Consider the following 18,680-nt stretch of genomic DNA (forward strand, 5'->3'; position numbering starts at 1 on the left):
TAGATTTGCAATCATGGAAAACTTTTACAACCATCTTTATAAAAAGCAACTGGAAGCTCAAGATATGCCTAGCAATACTAGAATATGGACTTGGGCTAGAGATTTGTTTAGATTGTTATTTCCGGAACGTGATCCTAGAAAATTAGACTCTGTCGATGGGGTTGTTGTCATGTTCAAACAGTCAGAAGTAGAGCTGTTGGATATATTATTAAAGAGTCAAAATTGTTGTGAATGCAATCCTGAGGTGGTGGTTGATAAATTCTATAAATCCTTGCCCGGGCTATATGAGATCATGCTCGCAGACGCACAAGCTATTTTGGAAGGCGACCCCGCAGCAAAGGATTTGCGTGAAGTAATTCGCACTTATCCAGGTTTTTTGGCTTCGTGTATTTTTCGTATGGCACATGAGTTATGGTTGCAAGATGTTCCATTAATTCCACGTATATTAACAGAGTGGGCACATGAACGCACGGGCATTGATATTCACCCAGGAGCTACGATAGGTAAATATTTGCATATTGATCACGGTACAGGATTGGTAATTGGAGAAACGTGTATCATTGGAGAGCATGTGAAGTTATATCAAGGCGTTACGTTAGGCGCATTGAGTGTTGAGAAAGACTTAGCTGGTAAGCAGCGTCATCCGATTATTGAAGATTATGTGATTATCTATGCCGGAGCAACAATATTAGGAGGAGAGACACGTGTAGGACATCATTCAATAATAGGAGGGAATGTTTGGCTTACATCAAGTATAGAACCGTACACAACTGTATATCATCAATCGAATTCAAAATTTATTGATACTAAACCCGCTTTATAATGGGAAATATAATAGACACTATTGGTAATACTCCTTTGGTCGAGATAACAAGTTTTCACGACAACCCTAAGGTTAAAATTTATGCCAAATTAGAGGGGAATAATCCTGCAGGCTCTGTTAAAGATAGAGCTGCATTGAATATGATCCGATCAGCTATTGAGAGGGGTGAAATCAGAAAAGGGGACAAACTTATCGAAGCCACAAGTGGGAATACCGGTATTGCGCTCGCGATGATTGCAAGCATGTATGAAATGGATCTAGAGTTGGTGATGCCCTCTAGTTCGACACGTGAACGTACCCTAACAATGGAAGCATTTGGTGCGAAAGTTACCTTACTAGAGAATATGGAGGTGTGTCGTGACTATGCTGAAGAAAAGGCCGAAAGAGATGGTATTTTTATATTAAACCAGTTTGCTAATCCCGATAATTACAAAGCGCATATCAAAACAACAGGTCCTGAGATTTGGCGTGATACCGAAGGGAAAATTACGCATTTTGTCAGTGCGATGGGAACGACAGGTACAATCATGGGCAATTCCATATACCTGAAAGAGAAGAATCAAAACATTCAAATTGTCGGCTGTCAACCGACAGAAGAATCGTCAATTCCAGGTATTCGACGTTGGCCAAAAGAATATTTACCCAAGATATTTGATGCGAGTAGAGTGGATAGGGTAATAGATGTAGCTCAGCATGATGCTGTTGACAAGTCACGCCTATTAGCAAAGAAAGAAGGTGTATTTGCAGGAATGAGTACTGGAGGTGCATTTCATGCCGCTCTACAGGTGGCGAATGAAATAGAAGAGGGGGTAATTGTATTTATAGCTTGTGATAGGGGGGATCGCTATTTGAGCTCTGATTTATTCGGATAGTACTTAAAAAACAAAAGGAGGATTTACATTCCTCCTTTTGTTTTTTAGCTATTTTATTTTTTTGAATCTCAAGATTGCAATATCATCAGTGATGAATGTCAGTTGATTTTCATGTACACTGTAAGACGATATTTTTTGTAAATTTTGAAAATATAATGCTTCTCCTGTTAACGAAGGGCAGGCCATCTTAGTGGCAGCAATAGCACCAAAATTTATTTTATGTCCATTTACATTGTATGTTCCAGAATAATTATTGCAACCACCATTTCCAACTAATGTCTCTTCCTTAATATCGAATTCTATTGTTGGTTTACGCGAGTTAAATAATTGCTCTAGCGTTTTACTTGAAAGACCTAAATAATCCAATTCCCATTTGCCTTGTAATTGAGACGAATTATCTTCGTGCTTTAATTTAAATTGTGCTTTAATATTCTTCTTTGTATCAATAAATGAGAGAGTATCATTACTAATCTTATAAGATGAGATCAACGGGAGTATTTTAGATAAACCCTGTTCTACTTCCATGTTGTTACAAGCCATCATGGTTGATACTCCTCTAGTGAATTTAATGTTATTTTTAGATTTTAATTCAAAGCCCCCCATTAAATTATTACAACCTGTAATAGCAGCATATTCTTGTTTTGCTAAATCAAAGCTGAATATTGGTTCTTTGCCATTCACCTTTTTATCAATAGTCTTATTCTCAATCGAAATTATATGCCATTTCGCATTCAAATCACTTGCATTAGAAGGTGTTTTATTCTGTAGAATTGAACAGCCACTTAGAAGTGTTATTGTGATTGAGCTAAGTATAATTGTTGATTTCATAGGATAAAAGTATACTTTTATTACAAGTATAACAATAATAAATATTATTCGATCAATAAATTAATGCACAAAAGCTCAGTTCGGGACTGAGCTTTTTGATTTTATTTTGAATTAAATTCCGAGTTTGGATTTAATCTCTTTTTGTAATGCATTTTTATGCAAAAGAATTGACAATGTTTTGAATTTTACGAACTCCTTTGTCGCATACATATAGCCTTTGTAATCGTTTGAAGCGCCCCAAGAGTTTTTAACAATATAGTACTCTTTACCATTTTGATCTTTTACTAAACCAACAATGTGCATACCGTGATCATCTGTTGTAGAGTAATTGTCATATGCTGCTTGACGCATATCTTCTGTTATTTGAGCTTCTGGCTTCGGACCATTGAACAAATCACCTTGTTCTGCTGCCGACATTTTTTCAAATTCTTTTTCAGGAACAAATGCAACCCCATTTTTCCAACTAAAGAATTTCTCCGAAACGTCCGTCGCCCATGCAACGGTGTATCCATTTACTAAAGCATTGTCAATTACTTCTGTAATTTCATTCATCTTTACATTATAAAATCTTTCAAAAGACCAGTTGTCTGGTATTAATAATGTAAATGGTTTATGGTATTCATACGCTTTGAATGAACTAATGCCAACATAATCATCAGGATTTATTCCGATTACTTGATCAGCCCATGTGCGTGGTGTATATGTTTTTCCATTGTATTGGAATGATTTAGGAGGAACACCTAGATAGGCATCCATTACACCCGTTACTGCGAGTTGCCAATTTGGTGTTAATTTTTTTTCCTTTACAATATTCTCAGTCATACCATGTAGAATGTTACTCATTTCTGAGAAATTATTACGTGTTTGTCCTTCTCTAAGACCAGTGTAAATTTCTTGAGGCACAGCACCATATTTTCGATAAATCGTCAATACGTCATGTAGTTGACCACCTTCTCCCTGAGCTTGCTTACCATGCAATTGAACGAAAGTTTTTGCTTTTTCTAGATAAGTGTAATAAGCCGTGAAAATTTGTGATATTTCAACTGGTTTTTTACCCATACGTATCATTTCGGATTCTAAAAATGAATTGCCTGAATATGACCAACATGTGCCTGAGGAACCCTGATCTTTAATTGATGTATTAGCAAGATTGATAACCTCAGTAAAGATAAAGCCTTGTTTACTGTTGTCGCTTACATTATTTTTTAATGCATTGATCAAGTTATCTTGGGCGAAAGTTAAGGTACTTGTAGCTACCAAAAAGGACGCTATATAAAATGATTTTTTCCAGTTCATATCTATTATTTTTTTAATGTTTCGAATATACATTTTTTTTGTATTTCGTATTTGTAAAAATAATATTGTAACTACTCTTGTTTTATGTGCATTGGTAATATGATTATAAAATTGGTACCATGGTTAAGTTTGGTTTCATAATCAATTGATCCACCGATTCCGGAAATCGTTTGTTTTACGAATGCTAAACCTAATCCTGTGCCAGAACTTTTCGTAGTAAAGTTGGGTTTGAATATTTTGGGAATTACCTCATCCGGAATGCCAAATCCATTATCAGAGATTTCCACTTTTATCGTTTTCTCTTCGTGTGGCTTGATAGTGATCTTAATGCGTGGTTTACGACGTCCTAATGTAGCTTCAATTGCATTTTTTATTAAATTGTTAAATGATCGGATTATTTGGTCTCTATCACCAAATATTTCAATTTCATTTTCAAATTGAGTTTCATTAATTAGTTCAATACTCACATTCGGTATATTATCATAAACATGTATCGATTTATTTATCTTCTCGATCAAATTTAATACTACGAAATGTGACTCAGGTAATTTTGCAAATGCAGAAAACTCTGAAGCAATACGTGCCAATGCGTCAATCTGCTCTATGAATGAATTTGAAATTTTCTCAAAACGTTCTGGAAATCTATCGTCATTGTCTTTGAATGAACGATTCAATTGTTGAATTCCAAGCTTCATTGGCGTCAATGGGTTTTTTATTTCATGTGCTACTTGCTGGGCCATCTCACGCCATACACTTTCACGTTCTGCATGTCGAAGTTGTTTGGAATGTTCTTCCAATTTTACGAGCATGTAGTTGTATTCTTTAACCAAAAGACCTATTTCATCATCCTTTTCCCAGTATAAAGATTCATTCGGTTTGTCAGAAATGTTTGTTTGAGAAAGTTTTTTTCTAATCATTTGCAACGGTTCAGTAATCTTATTAGAAATATACAAGGATAGAAAGGCAAAAATTATAAGGATGATTGTAAATATATTCAAAAGTGTTTTAAGCAAAATATTAGTGCTTTCCGTTTGATCATTATGATAGTTGAAATACGGTATACCTAAATATGCAATAGTTCTATAATTTGCATCTTTGATGGTCGCGTACGCGCTTTCATAATCAAAATCAATAATCTGTTCAATCATTAATGTTTCATTCTTCTTCAAAACATTCATTTCAATGTATGCATGTGGATTGATATAAGATGAAATTAGATTATGATTATAAATGTTGGGTTGTGTGGTGAAAAATAGTTTTCCATTTTTGTCATACAAATTATAGTCTGTTACAACGATTTCAGTTAGGGATGACATGGTTTTATATAAAGAAGATAGGTGCAGATTTGAGGAGTCTTTAGCCGCGATGTCTTCTAAATTTTGAACTACTTGTGATATAAATCTAATCTTCTGATCCTTACTGTTTTGGATGGTTTGTAGTCTTATACTGTAAAAACTTATTATTCCCGAAATGATAATCGCAATCAAAACAGAACTAATCACAAGTGTTTGTATCCGAGAACTGTATCTGATTTGTGCTAAGGAGTAACGAAGCCTCAGGTATAAATTAATAATTGTTACATCTTGTCGTATGTAGATTGGAACTATTTGAACTAAGAACCTAACTACATTTATAATGATGTATAAAAACAAGAAGGTAATAGATACAACCGTAATAAATTGCCAGTATGATTGTATTAGTTTACTGACAATAAGTGTAGTCTCTTTATTTGGCCGAAATATTATATGTTGATAATTTGTATTGTCATCAATCACATAGAATTCATGGATATTTTTATCTAAATATTGATCTTTATCAGCGTATGTGTAAGTTCCATTTTGACTTATTAATATTCCGTTCTTATAGATAGCAAAATTGTAATCTTTTGTCTTTACATTATCAAAATTTTCATTACTATTATTTGTAACAAAGGGGATGTGGGTCGTTACGTCTTTGATGTTTTTCTTTAAATTTAATATTATAGAGAAATTATTTCCCTCATTATCTTCCGTGTTTATTAATGTAAAATAATCATAATGACCTATTTCTGTTTTTGATTTATAAAATGATTTAGTGAAATTTACTTTAGAAGCATTTGAAATAACTTTTTCTCGATAATCTATGAGCGGATTGAAATTATAACTGTCAAGTGCTTTTTCATTTAAATAATAGTAGCCAGAGAAACTGTAATTGGTCAAATATCCAACCAAATAAGTTTTTTGAATATAGTCGTCAATTAATTGAGAATTTGGGTTTTCGCTCGTTATTCTAATCAGTTTTTTTAACTGTTGATCATTTTCAATTTCACTCTCTATTTGTGCAAAAAGGGAAATAGCTTCAACATCATCGTCAGCTTCCAAATTAAGAAGCATCAATTTCATATGTTCTCTATTATTCTCATTGATCGCATCAGCAAATTTGATAGTTGTAATACATGCTAATGTCAGGATAGCGATAATCTGTGTATACAGATTATTGTATTTTAACATGGATTTATCAAATGATTGCATCATTATCAGGATACCAATTAAAATATTTATCAATGAAAAATTTTGATAAAAACCGCTGATTATAAGCGTAATTACTAAAGAAATTAATTGGATGTTTAGATTTGTAGTAGTTTTTGGAGTTAAAATTTTTCCAATATAAACTAATATATCCGTCATCAATATAATTGAAAAGATGATTATAGCATATATTAATATATGATAGAAAGTAAAATCGTAGGTGAAAAGTAGAGTAATGAGATCTTCAGTAGAGAATGACGAATGTGTAATTAATGTTGCTAGCTGGCTAAACAATTGATTGTACAAATAGTATATACCCAATAGCAGAAATAAGTAGACCCAATTGCGAACATTGTATTTCAAAATAAAATTCGGAACAACAAAATATTTTTTGATGTATATACAAAAGCAAACAATCCAAAGTAATACTATGGAATTAACTAAGAATGACCAAAGATTTGGTGCTAGATAATTATAGGCGTAAGTACGAGGAGAGAATAGTTTATAGTCGGAAATTTGGGATAGCCAATTGGTTTCAAGATCAATAATTCGTATGACAGAAAATGTAAAGCCTAATAATAAAATAGAAAAGAGTGGTTTTCCTGATCTTGCAATATTTACGCATATATTACTAATCAAAATTACGCCACAGATAGTACCTAGGACCCAACAGAATAGTTGAATGGTAAGATATATGTTATTATATTTATTGCTTTTTAATTTTACGGAAAAGAGGTAATTATTCTTAGTTGAGTAAATGTTGCGGATTTCTTCGTTATCACCAAATTTTGCTACTTGTAATTGTGTGTTTGAAGTAGCCGCAAAATAGTTCTGACTATTTTTTGCTTTATAAGATGTATTATATTGTCGGTCAATTGGGATTAGTGCTACAATATTCAATTCAGCTGTTAATTTCTTTTTCTTGACAATAAATGAAAAATTATCAGCTAGAATGTATGAAATGCCATCTTTTAGACCTAAGTCTGTATCAGGAACATAAATATTAGATGACCAAAATATAGGCTTTGAATTCTTATATATATAGAGATAGATTTGTTCACTGTCATATTTGTTTGCGATTTCTCTAACTTGTAAAGGATACCGTTCGCTATTTACAAATGTTTTGTGAAGGATTGAATCTGAAAAAATTTTATAAACAAGCTTTTCCTTATTGTGGAGCTGTGTTGTGAATTTTTTTGTTTCGAGATTTAAGATGTCGACATCAGTAACTGCATTTTTGACTGTAACTGCTGTAGCAAAAAATAATAGGGTTAGAACGAATAATAATATCCTAATTTTGTTTTTCATATTATGCGTGCTGCGATTATGTTTTCTTATCTTAAAATATGTTTATTCGATAATGTTAAAATTAGCATAAATATTTGACACTAAATAAAGATTCAACTCTTCTTTAATGTCTTGCATTCAAACAAAAAAATACTACTTTTCAATCGGAAGATTCAAATTCTCGTTTCCCCATTCAGACCACGATCCATCATATACTCTAATGTTTGGTGTACCAATCAGATGACTAGCAAACGCTAATATTGATGCTGTAATTCCTGAACCACATGTGAAGACATGGGTAGAGTTTCTAGGATTTTGTTCTTTGAAAATAGTCTCAATTTCTTTAATATCTGAATAAAACTCACCTTTTAGCAAATTTTCGAACGGAATATTTTTAGAGTGAGGGATGTGTCCACTTTTCAAACCTTTTCTTGGTTCGGGGGCTATTCCTGAGAATCGCCCTTGGCTCCGTGCATCAAAAATTTCTATACTATTACCGTCAAGATGTTTTAGTATATAATCTTTATCAGCAATCCATTCATTCAAATAGTTAGTTTTTAAGTTACCTTTTTCTACGGATTCTTTGTAGTTATTTGAGATAGGGTAATTGAATTTTTTCCAAGCTGGTACGCCTCCGTTTAATATATAAACATTATGAAACCCCATGACTTTGAACATCCACCAAGCACGTGGACTAGAATATACTCCCCATCGATCATACAGTACTACTGTACTTGTCTGGTTAATCCCAATATTTTGCATTTCGTTTTCAAATATTATCGGAGAAACCAACGTGTGAGGTAAGGAAGAGGTATTATCGGATAGTTTACCTTCAATATCAAAAAATGACGAATTGGGAATTAATTCCAATTTTTCAGCCTTCATGGATTGGCCTACTTTGTCAATTGTACAATCCAAAAGTACTATAGTATCTTGTTTCAACGCATCGGCAAGTTCTTGAGCGGTGATCAATGAAGATTTGAAGATCATGTTCTAAAATAATGAATGTTTGTTAATAAAACAAAAAGCCCCAATCCTAAGATTGGGGCTTTATATAGAAGATTCTAAATTAAATTAGAATTATTTACCACCTTCCATTTGCTCTTTTAATTGAGCTAATACGTCTAAGTCACCTAAAGTAGATTTCTCAACTGAATCTTTTACTTTTTTAACCGCGTTTGAAGCTGATTTAGCATCTTTTTTGCGTGTATTAGATTCTTCTTTACGAGCTTCTTCTTTAGCCTCTTCCCATATACGAGAGTGAGAGATTACTAAACGTTTGTTTTCTTTATTGAATTCAATGATTTTGAACTCTGCATTGTCATCAACTTTCAATACAGAACCATCTTCTTTTACAGAGTGTTTAGAAGGACAGAAACCTTCAACACCATATTGTAAAGCTACGATATCACCTTTGTCACCAACTTTGATTACTGTACCTTCGTGGATCGAACCTTCAGTAAAGATAGTTTCGAATGTATCCCAAGGGTTTTCTTCTAATTGTTTGTGGCCTAAAGATAACTTACGGTTCTCTTCGTCTAATTCTAAAACAACTACGTCTAATGTTTCACCTACTTTAGTGAATTCGTTAGGGTGGTTGATTTTTTTAGACCAAGATAAGTCAGAGATGTGGATCAAACCATCGATACCGTCTTCTAATTCTACAAAAACACCGAAGTTAGTCATGTTTTTAACTACAGCTGTTTGTTTAGAACCTACAGGGTAACGCTCAGTGATGTTTTTCCAAGGATCTGGAGTCAATTGTTTAATACCTAAGCTCATTTTACGCTCTTCACGGTCTAACGTTAAGATTTGAGCTTCGATTTCGTCACCTACTTTTAAGAACTCTTGAGGAGAACGTAAGTTTTGTGACCATGACATTTCAGATACGTGGATCAAACCTTCAACACCAGGGATGATTTCTAAGAAAGCACCGTAATCAGCAACTGTTACGATTTTACCTTTTACTTTAGAACCAATCTCTAATGCTGTATCCAAAGATTCCCAAGGATGAGCTGATAATTGTTTTAAACCTAATGCGATACGTTTTTTCTCATCATCAAAGTCTAATACTACCACGTTGATCGTTTGATCTAATGCTAATACTTCTTTTGGATGCTCGATACGACCCCAAGAGATATCAGTAATGTGAAGTAAACCGTCAACACCACCTAAGTCGATGAATACACCGAAATCAGTAATGTTTTTAACAGTACCTTCTAATACTTGACCTTTTTCTAATTTAGCAACGATTTCTGATTTTTGGTTTTCTAAATCGTCTTCAATTAATACTTTGTGAGATACTACTACGTTTTTGAATTCGTGGTTGATTTTTACAACTTTGAATTCCATAGTTTTACCTACGTAAACATCGTAATCACGGATAGGTTTGATATCGATTTGAGATCCAGGTAAGAAAGCTTCTACACCTTTAATGTCTACGATTAAACCACCTTTAGTACGAGATTTAACGAAACCGTCGATGATAGCATCATTTTCTAATGCTTCATTGATAGCTTCCCATGATTTTTGAGTTTTTGCACGCTTACGTGACAATACCAATTGACCATTTGCATCTTCTTGAGACTCTACAAATACATCAACAGTATCCCCGATTTTTAATTCAGGAAGATCACGAAACTCAGTTTTTGCTACAAGACCGTCTGATTTGAAACCTACGTTTAATACAACGTCTTTGTTGTTGATAGAAACAACAACACCTTCGATAATTTCACCTTGATTGATTTGGTTGAAAGTACCAGCATACTGCTCTTCTAATTTCGAACGTTCAGCTTCGCTGTAGTTACCGAAAGATTTTTCGTCAGCATCCCAATCGAAGTCACCTTCTGGTGTAGACCAAGTAGTTGATTTGATTTGGTCGATCAAAGTTGAATCTGCTTCAGACTCAATTGTCTCAGTGTCTTTCACTACTTTAGTGTCAGCACCTTGTAGCTCTGCGTTTTTCGCCGCTAACTCTTTTTCTGCTTCTTGTTTTTTTGCCATTAATTAATTTCTCCTTTTTCCTACATTGTAGGAAGTGCAAAGATACTAAAAACTTTTATTTCCAATCATTTAAGTAGAAAAAAGTTTTACTCTTTAAATGCTGCTCTCTTTGTCTCCATACAATGTTTGATTTATAGTCTTCACTATGTCCTTTTCATTGAATGGTTTAATTATTACGTTGTCAAAGAATGTATTGCGTTTTATTTCTAATTCTCGGATTTGTTCATAATCAGATGAGGTAGCAATTATTTTTGTATCGTTTAAGGTGGGAATTTGTCTTGCATACACTAAAAATTCGTCTCCAGTCATTATGGGCATATTAATATCAGTGATAATAATATTAGGGACAAATGTTTTTAAGATTTCGAGTGCTTCTAATCCGTTGGTAGCAGCTTTTACATGTTTGAATGTTTGGAAAAATTGTTTTAAATAAAGAATGTTAAGAACATTATCATCTACCAATAACCATGTGAGTTCATTAGGGTATTCCGACAATGACTTATATTCAACTGTGGACTTAATTTTCTTTTTAGCTTTTGGAATTGGTATTTCAACACTGAAAGTAGTTCCTATGTTTTCCTTACTTGTGAATGTAATCGTTCCTTGTAATTGCTTGACAATACGTTCTGTAATGTATAATCCTAAACCTATTCCATTACTTAATTTGCTTTCATTGCTTTTGGTAAAATATTTCTTAAAAATATTGGGTTGCATATTTGCGGGTATACCTAAGCCAGTATCTATCACTTTTATATGTAAATTATTCAGTTCATTTATTCTAATAAAACAAGTCACTTTTCCATACATGGTGTATTTAATTCCATTTGAAATAAGATTTGTCAGAATTTGCCTTACTTTGAGTTCATCAGAATGAATAATGGTAGGCGTGTCTTCTTCAACAGCTACCTCCAATTCTATTTTTTTTAATTCAGCTTGACTTTCGTGAATTGTAAAGACATCAAGGGCTAACTCTTCAATATCAAAATCACTAAGTTCGGGTTTTGCAGAGTAATCTATTTTGCTAAGATTGAGAATGTCATTTATAGTTCGTGAAGTGTTTGAAATGTTTGAATATGCTGAGTCAAGAAAAAGTTGTTCTTTTTCTGAATATATATTTGATCTTTTTTTCAATAAATCTATTATACCAATCAAGGAATTGATTGGCGTTCTTATTTCATGACTTATTTCAGCAAGTATATCAGATTTTTCAGAAGCTAATTTGGCTGCATATCGTTGTTCTTGAACCAGCTGCTTTTGATAAAATCTATTCCTAAATTGATAATAGATCATGATTGATATCAATATGAAAATAAAGATTAAACATAAAATGGTCTGCCAAGCAATTTTTTCAGATTGTTTAAGTAAATCTTCATGTTGATCATGAAGCAACATTTTTTGTCTGATTATCTGGAGTTCATCAATTTCGAGTAATACTTGGTATATACTATATAATATGGTGAAGTGATTTGATAGAAGTTTTCGTTCTGATTTGCGTAATATTTCATACGAATTTTTGAAGGCATTAAAGCGTTTGTAGTTGGTGTTTGAGAAATTTCTTAGATTTTGATTATATAATTTAATAGCTTCTTTGTCAACTACTGGTTCTTCAGCTTTTCGGAATAACTTATTAAGTAAAGATTTATTTTTGTTTTGTGGAGCTTTGACTACTTTATCGATATCCATACTAAGATTACTAGTGGATGGAGGCTGCACTAGTATCGAAGTGTCGTGGTCTTGGTCAGTGGAGTTGGATAGTGGTGTTAAGCTTTGAATTTCATCAAGTTTGCTTTCAATAATCAAGTATCTGTTGAAGCTTATTACAGCGCTAGGATCCAAAGGTGTTCCTGATGTATCTAGCCTATATTGATTAATTATATCCTCAATCTTTTTGTCTAATTGATAAATATGTTTTATGTACGCATTGTAATAGGCTGTATCGAGATTTACGGAATACTTCCTGAAATTATTTTCAGCGTCTAAGAACTCACTAAGGGCGTTTTCGTAATGCGCATCTTTGTAATTTGTTAATTCAATTAGTTTGGAGATTCTTGTATTAATGACCTCAAAATAATTGATACTAATGAAAAATATTGTTGAGATAACTAGAAAAAGTGTAATGGTGACAAACAATAATGCTGTTCGAATTCTATTGCTTGATTTAACTCCTTTTTCTATCATTGGTTAATCTATATTTTAAATTGATTGTGTATTTTCTTTATGGTTATTTTTGTGTTTAGTTTTGATAAAGCTAAGCTAGCGTTTAGTTCAAAACCTATCAAAATTATTAAGGAATTTAAATACATCCAAATCATAATTACAATTATTGTACCTATCGAACCATATAATTTGTTGTATGCGTTAAAATTATTAACATAAAATGCGAATCCGGAGAAGGTTATTATGGCTAAAATTGTAGCTAGTATCGCACCTACACTGAATATTTTCCAATGTTTAGAATTGGATGGGCCATATTTATATACAAGACTTACTGTTAAAAAATAGATTAAGAAAAGGATGATCCAACGCGAAATTGTGAGTAAAAATGTCCATAGCCATGATACATCGTAATCTATACTTTCTTTTAGATAATTAATCGATAATCCAATTAAAGTAAATAAACCTATTCCAATAGTAAGTGCTGTAACGATTGCAATAGATAGTGCCAAAGCAATTAAGCGTCTTTTGAGCCATTTTCTCTTTTCTGGAACTAAGGATGATTTATTAAAGGTTCTCATTAAGTTGGTCATTCCGTTTGTCGCAAAAAATGTGGACAATATAAAACCAAATGATAATAGGCCACTGTTTTGATTTTTAACAATATCTTCTATTGTGCTTTTGAATGCACTGAAGGCATTGTTTGGGATGACAATTTGCAAAAAGTCGAGTAAATTTTGTTGAAAATTTTCAACAGGGATATAGGGTATTAATGTGAATAGAAAGATAATTCCAGGGAAGATTGCCAGCATAAAATTGTAGGCCAAGCTAGACGCTTTATTTAGAATGGATTGTTTACTTATCTCTTGAAAAAAGAAACTAGCAACCGTGTATAGAGGCAGATTGCCGAAGCCAGGGAGGAAGGCTGATTTGCTCCATTCGACCATATTGTCGTACGGCTTAATTACTAATAATCGGTTATGGAGCTTTTTCATTATATCATACTAACCGAAATAGGGTGCGAGCTTTTGCATAAAGACGTCGGGAGCTTTGCATGGTCTATTTTTTTTCATATCGACAAAAACTAGCTGTGTTGACCCTATATTTAATAAGTCTCCGCTTTCATTATATACTTCATAATCAAATTTAATACGTACAGCAGGTTTTTCTTTGATTATAATCTTAATGGTTAGTAATTCATCGTATTTTGCTGGTTGATTATATTTTATATTCATCTCTAATACAGGCATCATGACACCCATGTCTTCCAATTCTTTATACGAAAAACCAGTTGTGCGCAACATTTCTGTGCGCGCTACCTCATAATAGGCGGCGTAATTTCCATAATAAACGTACCCCATCTGATCTGTCTCTGCATACCTTACCCTTATTTTTTCTTCGTGTACAAACATGGAAATTTTGTTATTTTTTGATATTTCTTTCGTCTAATGCTTTTTGGAATTTGCGTGCATTCACAAGGTGTTCAGACACCGTTTCAGCAAAAGCATGATAACCTGAGAAGTCTTCTTTTGCACACATATAAATATATTTATGTGCTGAAGGATTCAAAACTGCATCAATAGCTACGATAGGAGGCATGTTTATCGGCCCAGGAGGCAGTCCTTTAAATTTGTAGGTATTGTATGGATTATCGATAGTTAAGTGCTTGTTCAAGACACGTCTAATCGTGAAATCGTTATTTGCGAATATGACAGTTGGATCAGCTTGTAATAACATTCCTTTTTTTAATCTATTCAAATAAAGTCCAGCTATCATTGGCATTTCGTCATTGTGTAAGGCTTCTCCGCGCACTATAGACGCTAAAATGGATGCATCTACAGGTGTAAAGTTTTGTGCTTTAGCTTTTTCAAGGCGCTCTGCTGTCCAAAATTTTTTATATTCTTCATGAAACCTCTCTATTACTTTGTCTGCAGATGTATTCCAGTAGATTTGATAGGTGTTAGGAATAAACATTGTATAGAAATTATCCTTTGTAAAGCCATATTTTTCGGCTTCAGCTTCATTGTTCAATAAGGATATAAATTGCAACGAATCTTGTTCGAAATTACGGCCTAAAAAGCCAGCAAAATTTTCTTTTAATCGAATATTTGAGAAACGCAAAGAAACGGGTTCTTGATATCCACCGCGTAAATCCCCCACCAATCTACGGTTACTCATTCCTTTTTGAAGTCTATATTTACCTGCTTTTACTGCAGATGGGTAGCTCATTGCTTTAGCTACGTAATCAAATTCGTCAGCATCTTTTACAATGTTTTCTGTGCGTATTCTTCTTAATACATTTTCATATGTATCATTTGTATGTATATACAAATATTTTTGCGTCTCTGTAACGGATGCGCCTAAAAAAACTTGATAAACTTTCCAACCCACAATTAAGCTTACACATAGTATTACAGCGATAGTAATTCCTAACCATTTAGGGAATTTCTTAGTATTTGTCATTTTTATTGATTTGGAAGAGTTTGTTCTGGAGTGATGTCGTTACTTAATTCTAAATTGATAGGTGATCCTATACCGATAAATTTTGATGTTGAATCTGGAGATTGATTAATTACTCTTGCTGTAGCTGAATCTACGATATTACCCGTGATTTTACCCATCGTAAGTCCTAGACCTATCAATGCAAATTTTGCTTCTGATAGTGTAAGATTTGTCAATGTAGGGATTTCTACTTCGTTTGATCCACGTCCATTACCTAAAATTAATGTTATTTTGGAGCCTTTGGCTATTGTTCTACCTGTTTTGATGGATTGTCCTCCAAATTTTGCATCCAATACTACATCTCTCGCTATATCGTTGATATAAATGGTATCACCAATTTTTAGGGAAGCATTATTCAAAATGGCTTCTACCTCAATTAGATTTTTTTCAATAATATTAGGGAATTCAATATCTGGTGCTACTTCAGTGATGATAGTCAGGTAAATTGTACGACCGCTTTTTACCAATGCTTTGGCAGAAGGATTCTGTTCGATTACCATTCCAGGTTTAGCATCCATTTGATAAACGGAGTCTATTTTGTATTCTAGATCTGCATTATCCAAAATTTGTTTAGCCTCAGAAATCGTTAAGCCTTTCAACAAGGGAACTTCTTGTGCATCCCCATGTTTTGTGTATATCCTAAGCCCGACATAGACTGCTAAGAAAAAAACGATAAGTACGATAATTGCGTAAATGAGATTTTTTCTGAATACATCTGTTTTTAAAAAAAGTAATATTTTGGACATCCTTAGAGTTTTATTTTCTTTATGTAAAGTTAATACATCTATTAGGCATAAACCTAATTAATATTCAGCAAAAATATTCGTTTTTCCGTGTATCACAAATTATATTTGCCAATAGAATCCTATAATATGAAAACAAAAGTCGCATTAGTTACTGGAGGATATACTGGCGAAGCTGCGGTATCTTACAAAAGCTCAAAATTTGTCTACAGTCAATTGGACAAACAAAAATATGATATTTACCTAGTGGATATTACCACAGATGGCTGGTTTTATGTAGATGGGGTTGGCGTCAATCATCCCATATTGAAGGATGATTTTTCGGTACTGTTAAATAATGTTAAAGTAACATTTGATGTTGCCTTTATTATATTGCATGGTAGTCCAGGTGAGGATGGAAGGTTGCAGGGGTATTTTGATATGATTGGTTTACCTTATACTTCATGTAATGCACTTACATCATCATTGACGATGAATAAAGGATATACAAAGGCTATTATTGCAGACATTCCGGAATTAAATGTTGCAAAGTCAGTCTTGCTTTTCGAGAATCATAGAGCCAATTCAATTGAATTGGTAGAATCGAAATTGTCATTACCTTACTTTGTAAAGCCGAATGCTGGAGGATCGAGTATAGGCATGAGTAAAGTGAAGGAGTCATCTGCACTGAAAGAAGCGCTAGATAAAGCTTATGACGCGGAGAATACAGGTGCACAGGTTTTGGTAGAGGAGTTTGTGTCTGGTCGTGAGTTTTCGCAAGGGATATTTAGAAATTCTAAAGGGGAATTAGTGGTATTGCCAGCTACAGAAGTAAAGACTACACGGGAGTTTTTTGACTTTGAGGCTAAATACGTTCCCGGATTAACAGAAGAAATTACACCAGCAGAATTGACGGAAGAGCAGCAAGCTCGTGCTGCCCGAATTATTAAAGAGATCTATATTCGATTGAATTGTAATGGAATGGTTCGCGTAGATTTCTTTTTAGAGAATGATACGGATAAATTTTATTTTATTGAAATTAACACTATACCCGGTCAAACAGCTCAAAGCTTTATTCCGCAGCAGGTTCGTGCTTTTGGTATGAGTGAGGCTGATTTTTATGCTGAATTAATAGAAGCTGCATTGATATAATAAATTTCAAAACACGACCTAAGTAAGGCTTTCTGATTAAATCAGAAAGCCTTACTTAGGCTCTGTGATTGTCCTAAAGGTGAGGTTAATGCGTGGACTGAGAATGCGTGTGCTAGGAGGAAGCCGATGTAACCAATGTGTTTGGGTTTCATCTTTCATTAAGAGTATAGAGCCATTCTCTAATACGATATCAATTTTTTCTTTCGTCACTTTATGCTCGAAGGAAAATTTACGTTCTGCACCAAAACTCACTGACGCGATAGCGCCATTTTTCTGTAAATCCTTTTCGCCATCGCTATGCCAAGTCATACCTTCATTCCCGTCATGGTATAGATTCAATAAGCATGAATTAAAGGTCTCGCCTGTAATGTTCTCCACAGTAGACTTCAATTCAAATAGTATAGCGTTCCATGGGGATGCGACTTTTTCAATCCCAGAATACTTATAAGCGAAATCTTTATCTCCGCACCAAGCTACTTTACGTTTGGTCGTGATCAATTTTCCAAATATTAAGGCTTTATCATGTTCCCAGTCTATAGTGTGAAGTAATTGATGGTAATAGTGTTGTTGATTTGCTATAGCAACCCCATAATATTGAACAGTGCCATCATAAGGCAAATGATTTTTGGATGGATCAGCTGTGTTAAATAGTTTCATCACTTTCTGTATTTAAGTTCGCGTTTTCCCATCCAATAATAGCTGTTTTGCGAGTTGCCCCCCACATATAACCGCCGAATAGTCCAGAAGTTTGAATGACGCGGTGACAAGGTATCAAAAAAGCAATTGGATTGCTACCAATGGCTGTACCCACAGCGCGCGAAGCTTTTGGATTTCCAATATGTAGCGCGATATCGCTATACGTTCGTAGTTGACCTTTTGGGATTTTCAATAAAGCTTCCCAGACCTTTAGTTGAAAGGGGGTGCCTTTCAAATGCAAACTAAGTGGTGAAGGTATAGAGGATATATCAGAAAATATTTTATCGATTTTATTATGTATTTCTTCCTCTTGGTGTCGAATTGTAGCATTTGGATAATGAAGCTTAATACTTGTGACAGCTTCTTCTTTATTCTCTATAAAAGCGAGATGGCATATTCCTTTTGTGGTAGAAGCTACACATAGGGGGCCAAATGGCGTGTGCTGAATGGAGTAATTGATTTGTAACGAGACACCTCCATTTTTATATTCTGCGGGTGACATATGTTCGATTTTGACAAAGAGCTCGTGTAATCGACTGGAGCTACTAAGGCCAGTTTCGAATGTTGCGATTTCTGTTGATTTCGAAACTTGAAGAATTTTTTTTGCATGTTGTAAACTAATGTATTGCAAGAATTTCTTTGGTGTGGTTCCTGCCCAGTCTTGGAATAGGCGCTGAAAGTGGAAAGGACTTAAACTAATATGCGCTGCAATTTCTTCCAAACTAGGTTGTTGTTTGAAATTAGCTTGTATAAAAGCTATGGCCTTGGCTATACGCTCATAGTTTAGTTGCTGTTGTGACATCTCCATATACAAATGTCTCTATTTAAACAAGATAAA

At 33.8% G+C, this 18,680-nt stretch carries 15 protein-coding genes; 3 read left to right on the forward strand and 12 right to left on the reverse strand.

What is annotated here, in order from left to right:
* The first annotated feature begins 13 nt into the window (after positions 1-13).
* Positions 14-823: a serine O-acetyltransferase gene (locus IPZ78_RS13010; protein ID WP_225554382.1), complete on the forward strand. Its 810-nt coding sequence runs from the start codon at positions 14-16 to the stop codon at positions 821-823.
* On the forward strand, positions 823-1,695 hold the full coding sequence (gene cysM / locus IPZ78_RS13015) for a cysteine synthase CysM (protein ID WP_225554385.1): 873 nt from the start codon (positions 823-825) through the stop codon (positions 1,693-1,695). The genes IPZ78_RS13010 and cysM overlap by 1 nt, the downstream gene beginning before the upstream one ends.
* A 48-nt stretch (positions 1,696-1,743) precedes the next feature.
* Here cysM and IPZ78_RS13020 read toward each other — a convergent pair whose 3' ends face one another.
* The 10 genes from IPZ78_RS13020 to IPZ78_RS13065 all read right to left on the reverse strand — a co-directional run bounded on the left by IPZ78_RS13020 (position 1,744) and on the right by IPZ78_RS13065 (position 16,018).
* A complete protein-coding gene (locus IPZ78_RS13020; protein WP_225554386.1) occupies positions 1,744-2,523 on the reverse strand; it encodes an META domain-containing protein in 780 nt (259 codons plus the stop codon).
* Between the two features lie 111 nt (positions 2,524-2,634).
* Positions 2,635-3,819 (reverse strand): C1 family peptidase, encoded by a 1,185-nt coding sequence (locus tag IPZ78_RS13025; protein ID WP_225554388.1) that lies wholly within the window; start codon positions 3,817-3,819, stop codon positions 2,635-2,637.
* A 71-nt stretch (positions 3,820-3,890) separates the two neighbouring features.
* Entirely contained in the window at positions 3,891-7,634 is a 3,744-nt protein-coding gene (locus tag IPZ78_RS13030; protein WP_225554391.1) for an ATP-binding protein, read from the reverse strand.
* Between the two features lie 132 nt (positions 7,635-7,766).
* The gene (locus tag IPZ78_RS13035; RefSeq protein WP_225554392.1) at positions 7,767-8,603 is read right to left on the reverse strand and encodes a sulfurtransferase; all 837 of its coding nucleotides are present in this window, start codon (positions 8,601-8,603) and stop codon (positions 7,767-7,769) included.
* A gap of 90 nt (positions 8,604-8,693) precedes the next feature.
* Positions 8,694-10,616 (reverse strand): 30S ribosomal protein S1, encoded by a 1,923-nt coding sequence (rpsA, locus tag IPZ78_RS13040; RefSeq protein WP_225554393.1) that lies wholly within the window; start codon positions 10,614-10,616, stop codon positions 8,694-8,696.
* A 93-nt stretch (positions 10,617-10,709) separates the two neighbouring features.
* Entirely contained in the window at positions 10,710-12,794 is a 2,085-nt protein-coding gene (locus tag IPZ78_RS13045) for a hybrid sensor histidine kinase/response regulator (protein WP_225554394.1), read from the reverse strand.
* Between the two features lie 8 nt (positions 12,795-12,802).
* Positions 12,803-13,765: a YihY/virulence factor BrkB family protein gene (locus tag IPZ78_RS13050; RefSeq protein ID WP_225554396.1), complete on the reverse strand. Its 963-nt coding sequence runs from the start codon at positions 13,763-13,765 to the stop codon at positions 12,803-12,805.
* Positions 13,766-13,774: 9 nt separating this feature from the next.
* A complete protein-coding gene (locus tag IPZ78_RS13055; RefSeq protein WP_225554398.1) occupies positions 13,775-14,182 on the reverse strand; it encodes an acyl-CoA thioesterase in 408 nt (135 codons plus the stop codon).
* A gap of 10 nt (positions 14,183-14,192) precedes the next feature.
* A complete protein-coding gene (gene mltG, locus IPZ78_RS13060; RefSeq protein WP_225554399.1) occupies positions 14,193-15,233 on the reverse strand; it encodes an endolytic transglycosylase MltG in 1,041 nt (346 codons plus the stop codon).
* 2 nt (positions 15,234-15,235) lie between these two features.
* On the reverse strand, positions 15,236-16,018 hold the full coding sequence (locus tag IPZ78_RS13065) for a PASTA domain-containing protein (RefSeq protein WP_225554401.1): 783 nt from the start codon (positions 16,016-16,018) through the stop codon (positions 15,236-15,238).
* Positions 16,019-16,144: 126 nt separating this feature from the next.
* Here IPZ78_RS13065 and IPZ78_RS13070 point away from each other — a divergent pair, with 126 nt between their 5' ends.
* Positions 16,145-17,146 (forward strand): D-alanine--D-alanine ligase, encoded by a 1,002-nt coding sequence (locus IPZ78_RS13070; RefSeq protein WP_225554402.1) that lies wholly within the window; start codon positions 16,145-16,147, stop codon positions 17,144-17,146.
* 51 nt (positions 17,147-17,197) lie between these two features.
* Here IPZ78_RS13070 and IPZ78_RS13075 read toward each other — a convergent pair whose 3' ends face one another.
* On the reverse strand, positions 17,198-17,803 hold the full coding sequence (locus IPZ78_RS13075; protein ID WP_225554404.1) for an alpha-ketoglutarate-dependent dioxygenase AlkB family protein: 606 nt from the start codon (positions 17,801-17,803) through the stop codon (positions 17,198-17,200).
* Positions 17,790-18,644, reverse strand: coding sequence for a methylated-DNA--[protein]-cysteine S-methyltransferase (locus IPZ78_RS13080; RefSeq protein WP_317197581.1), 855 nt, complete (start codon positions 18,642-18,644; stop codon positions 17,790-17,792). Before IPZ78_RS13080 ends, IPZ78_RS13075 begins: the two co-directional genes overlap by 14 nt.
* Between the last annotated feature and the right edge of the window lie 36 nt (positions 18,645-18,680).

Source organism: Sphingobacterium bovistauri (assembly GCF_020295405.1).
Taxonomy (GTDB): Bacteria; Bacteroidota; Bacteroidia; order Sphingobacteriales; family Sphingobacteriaceae; genus Sphingobacterium; species Sphingobacterium bovistauri.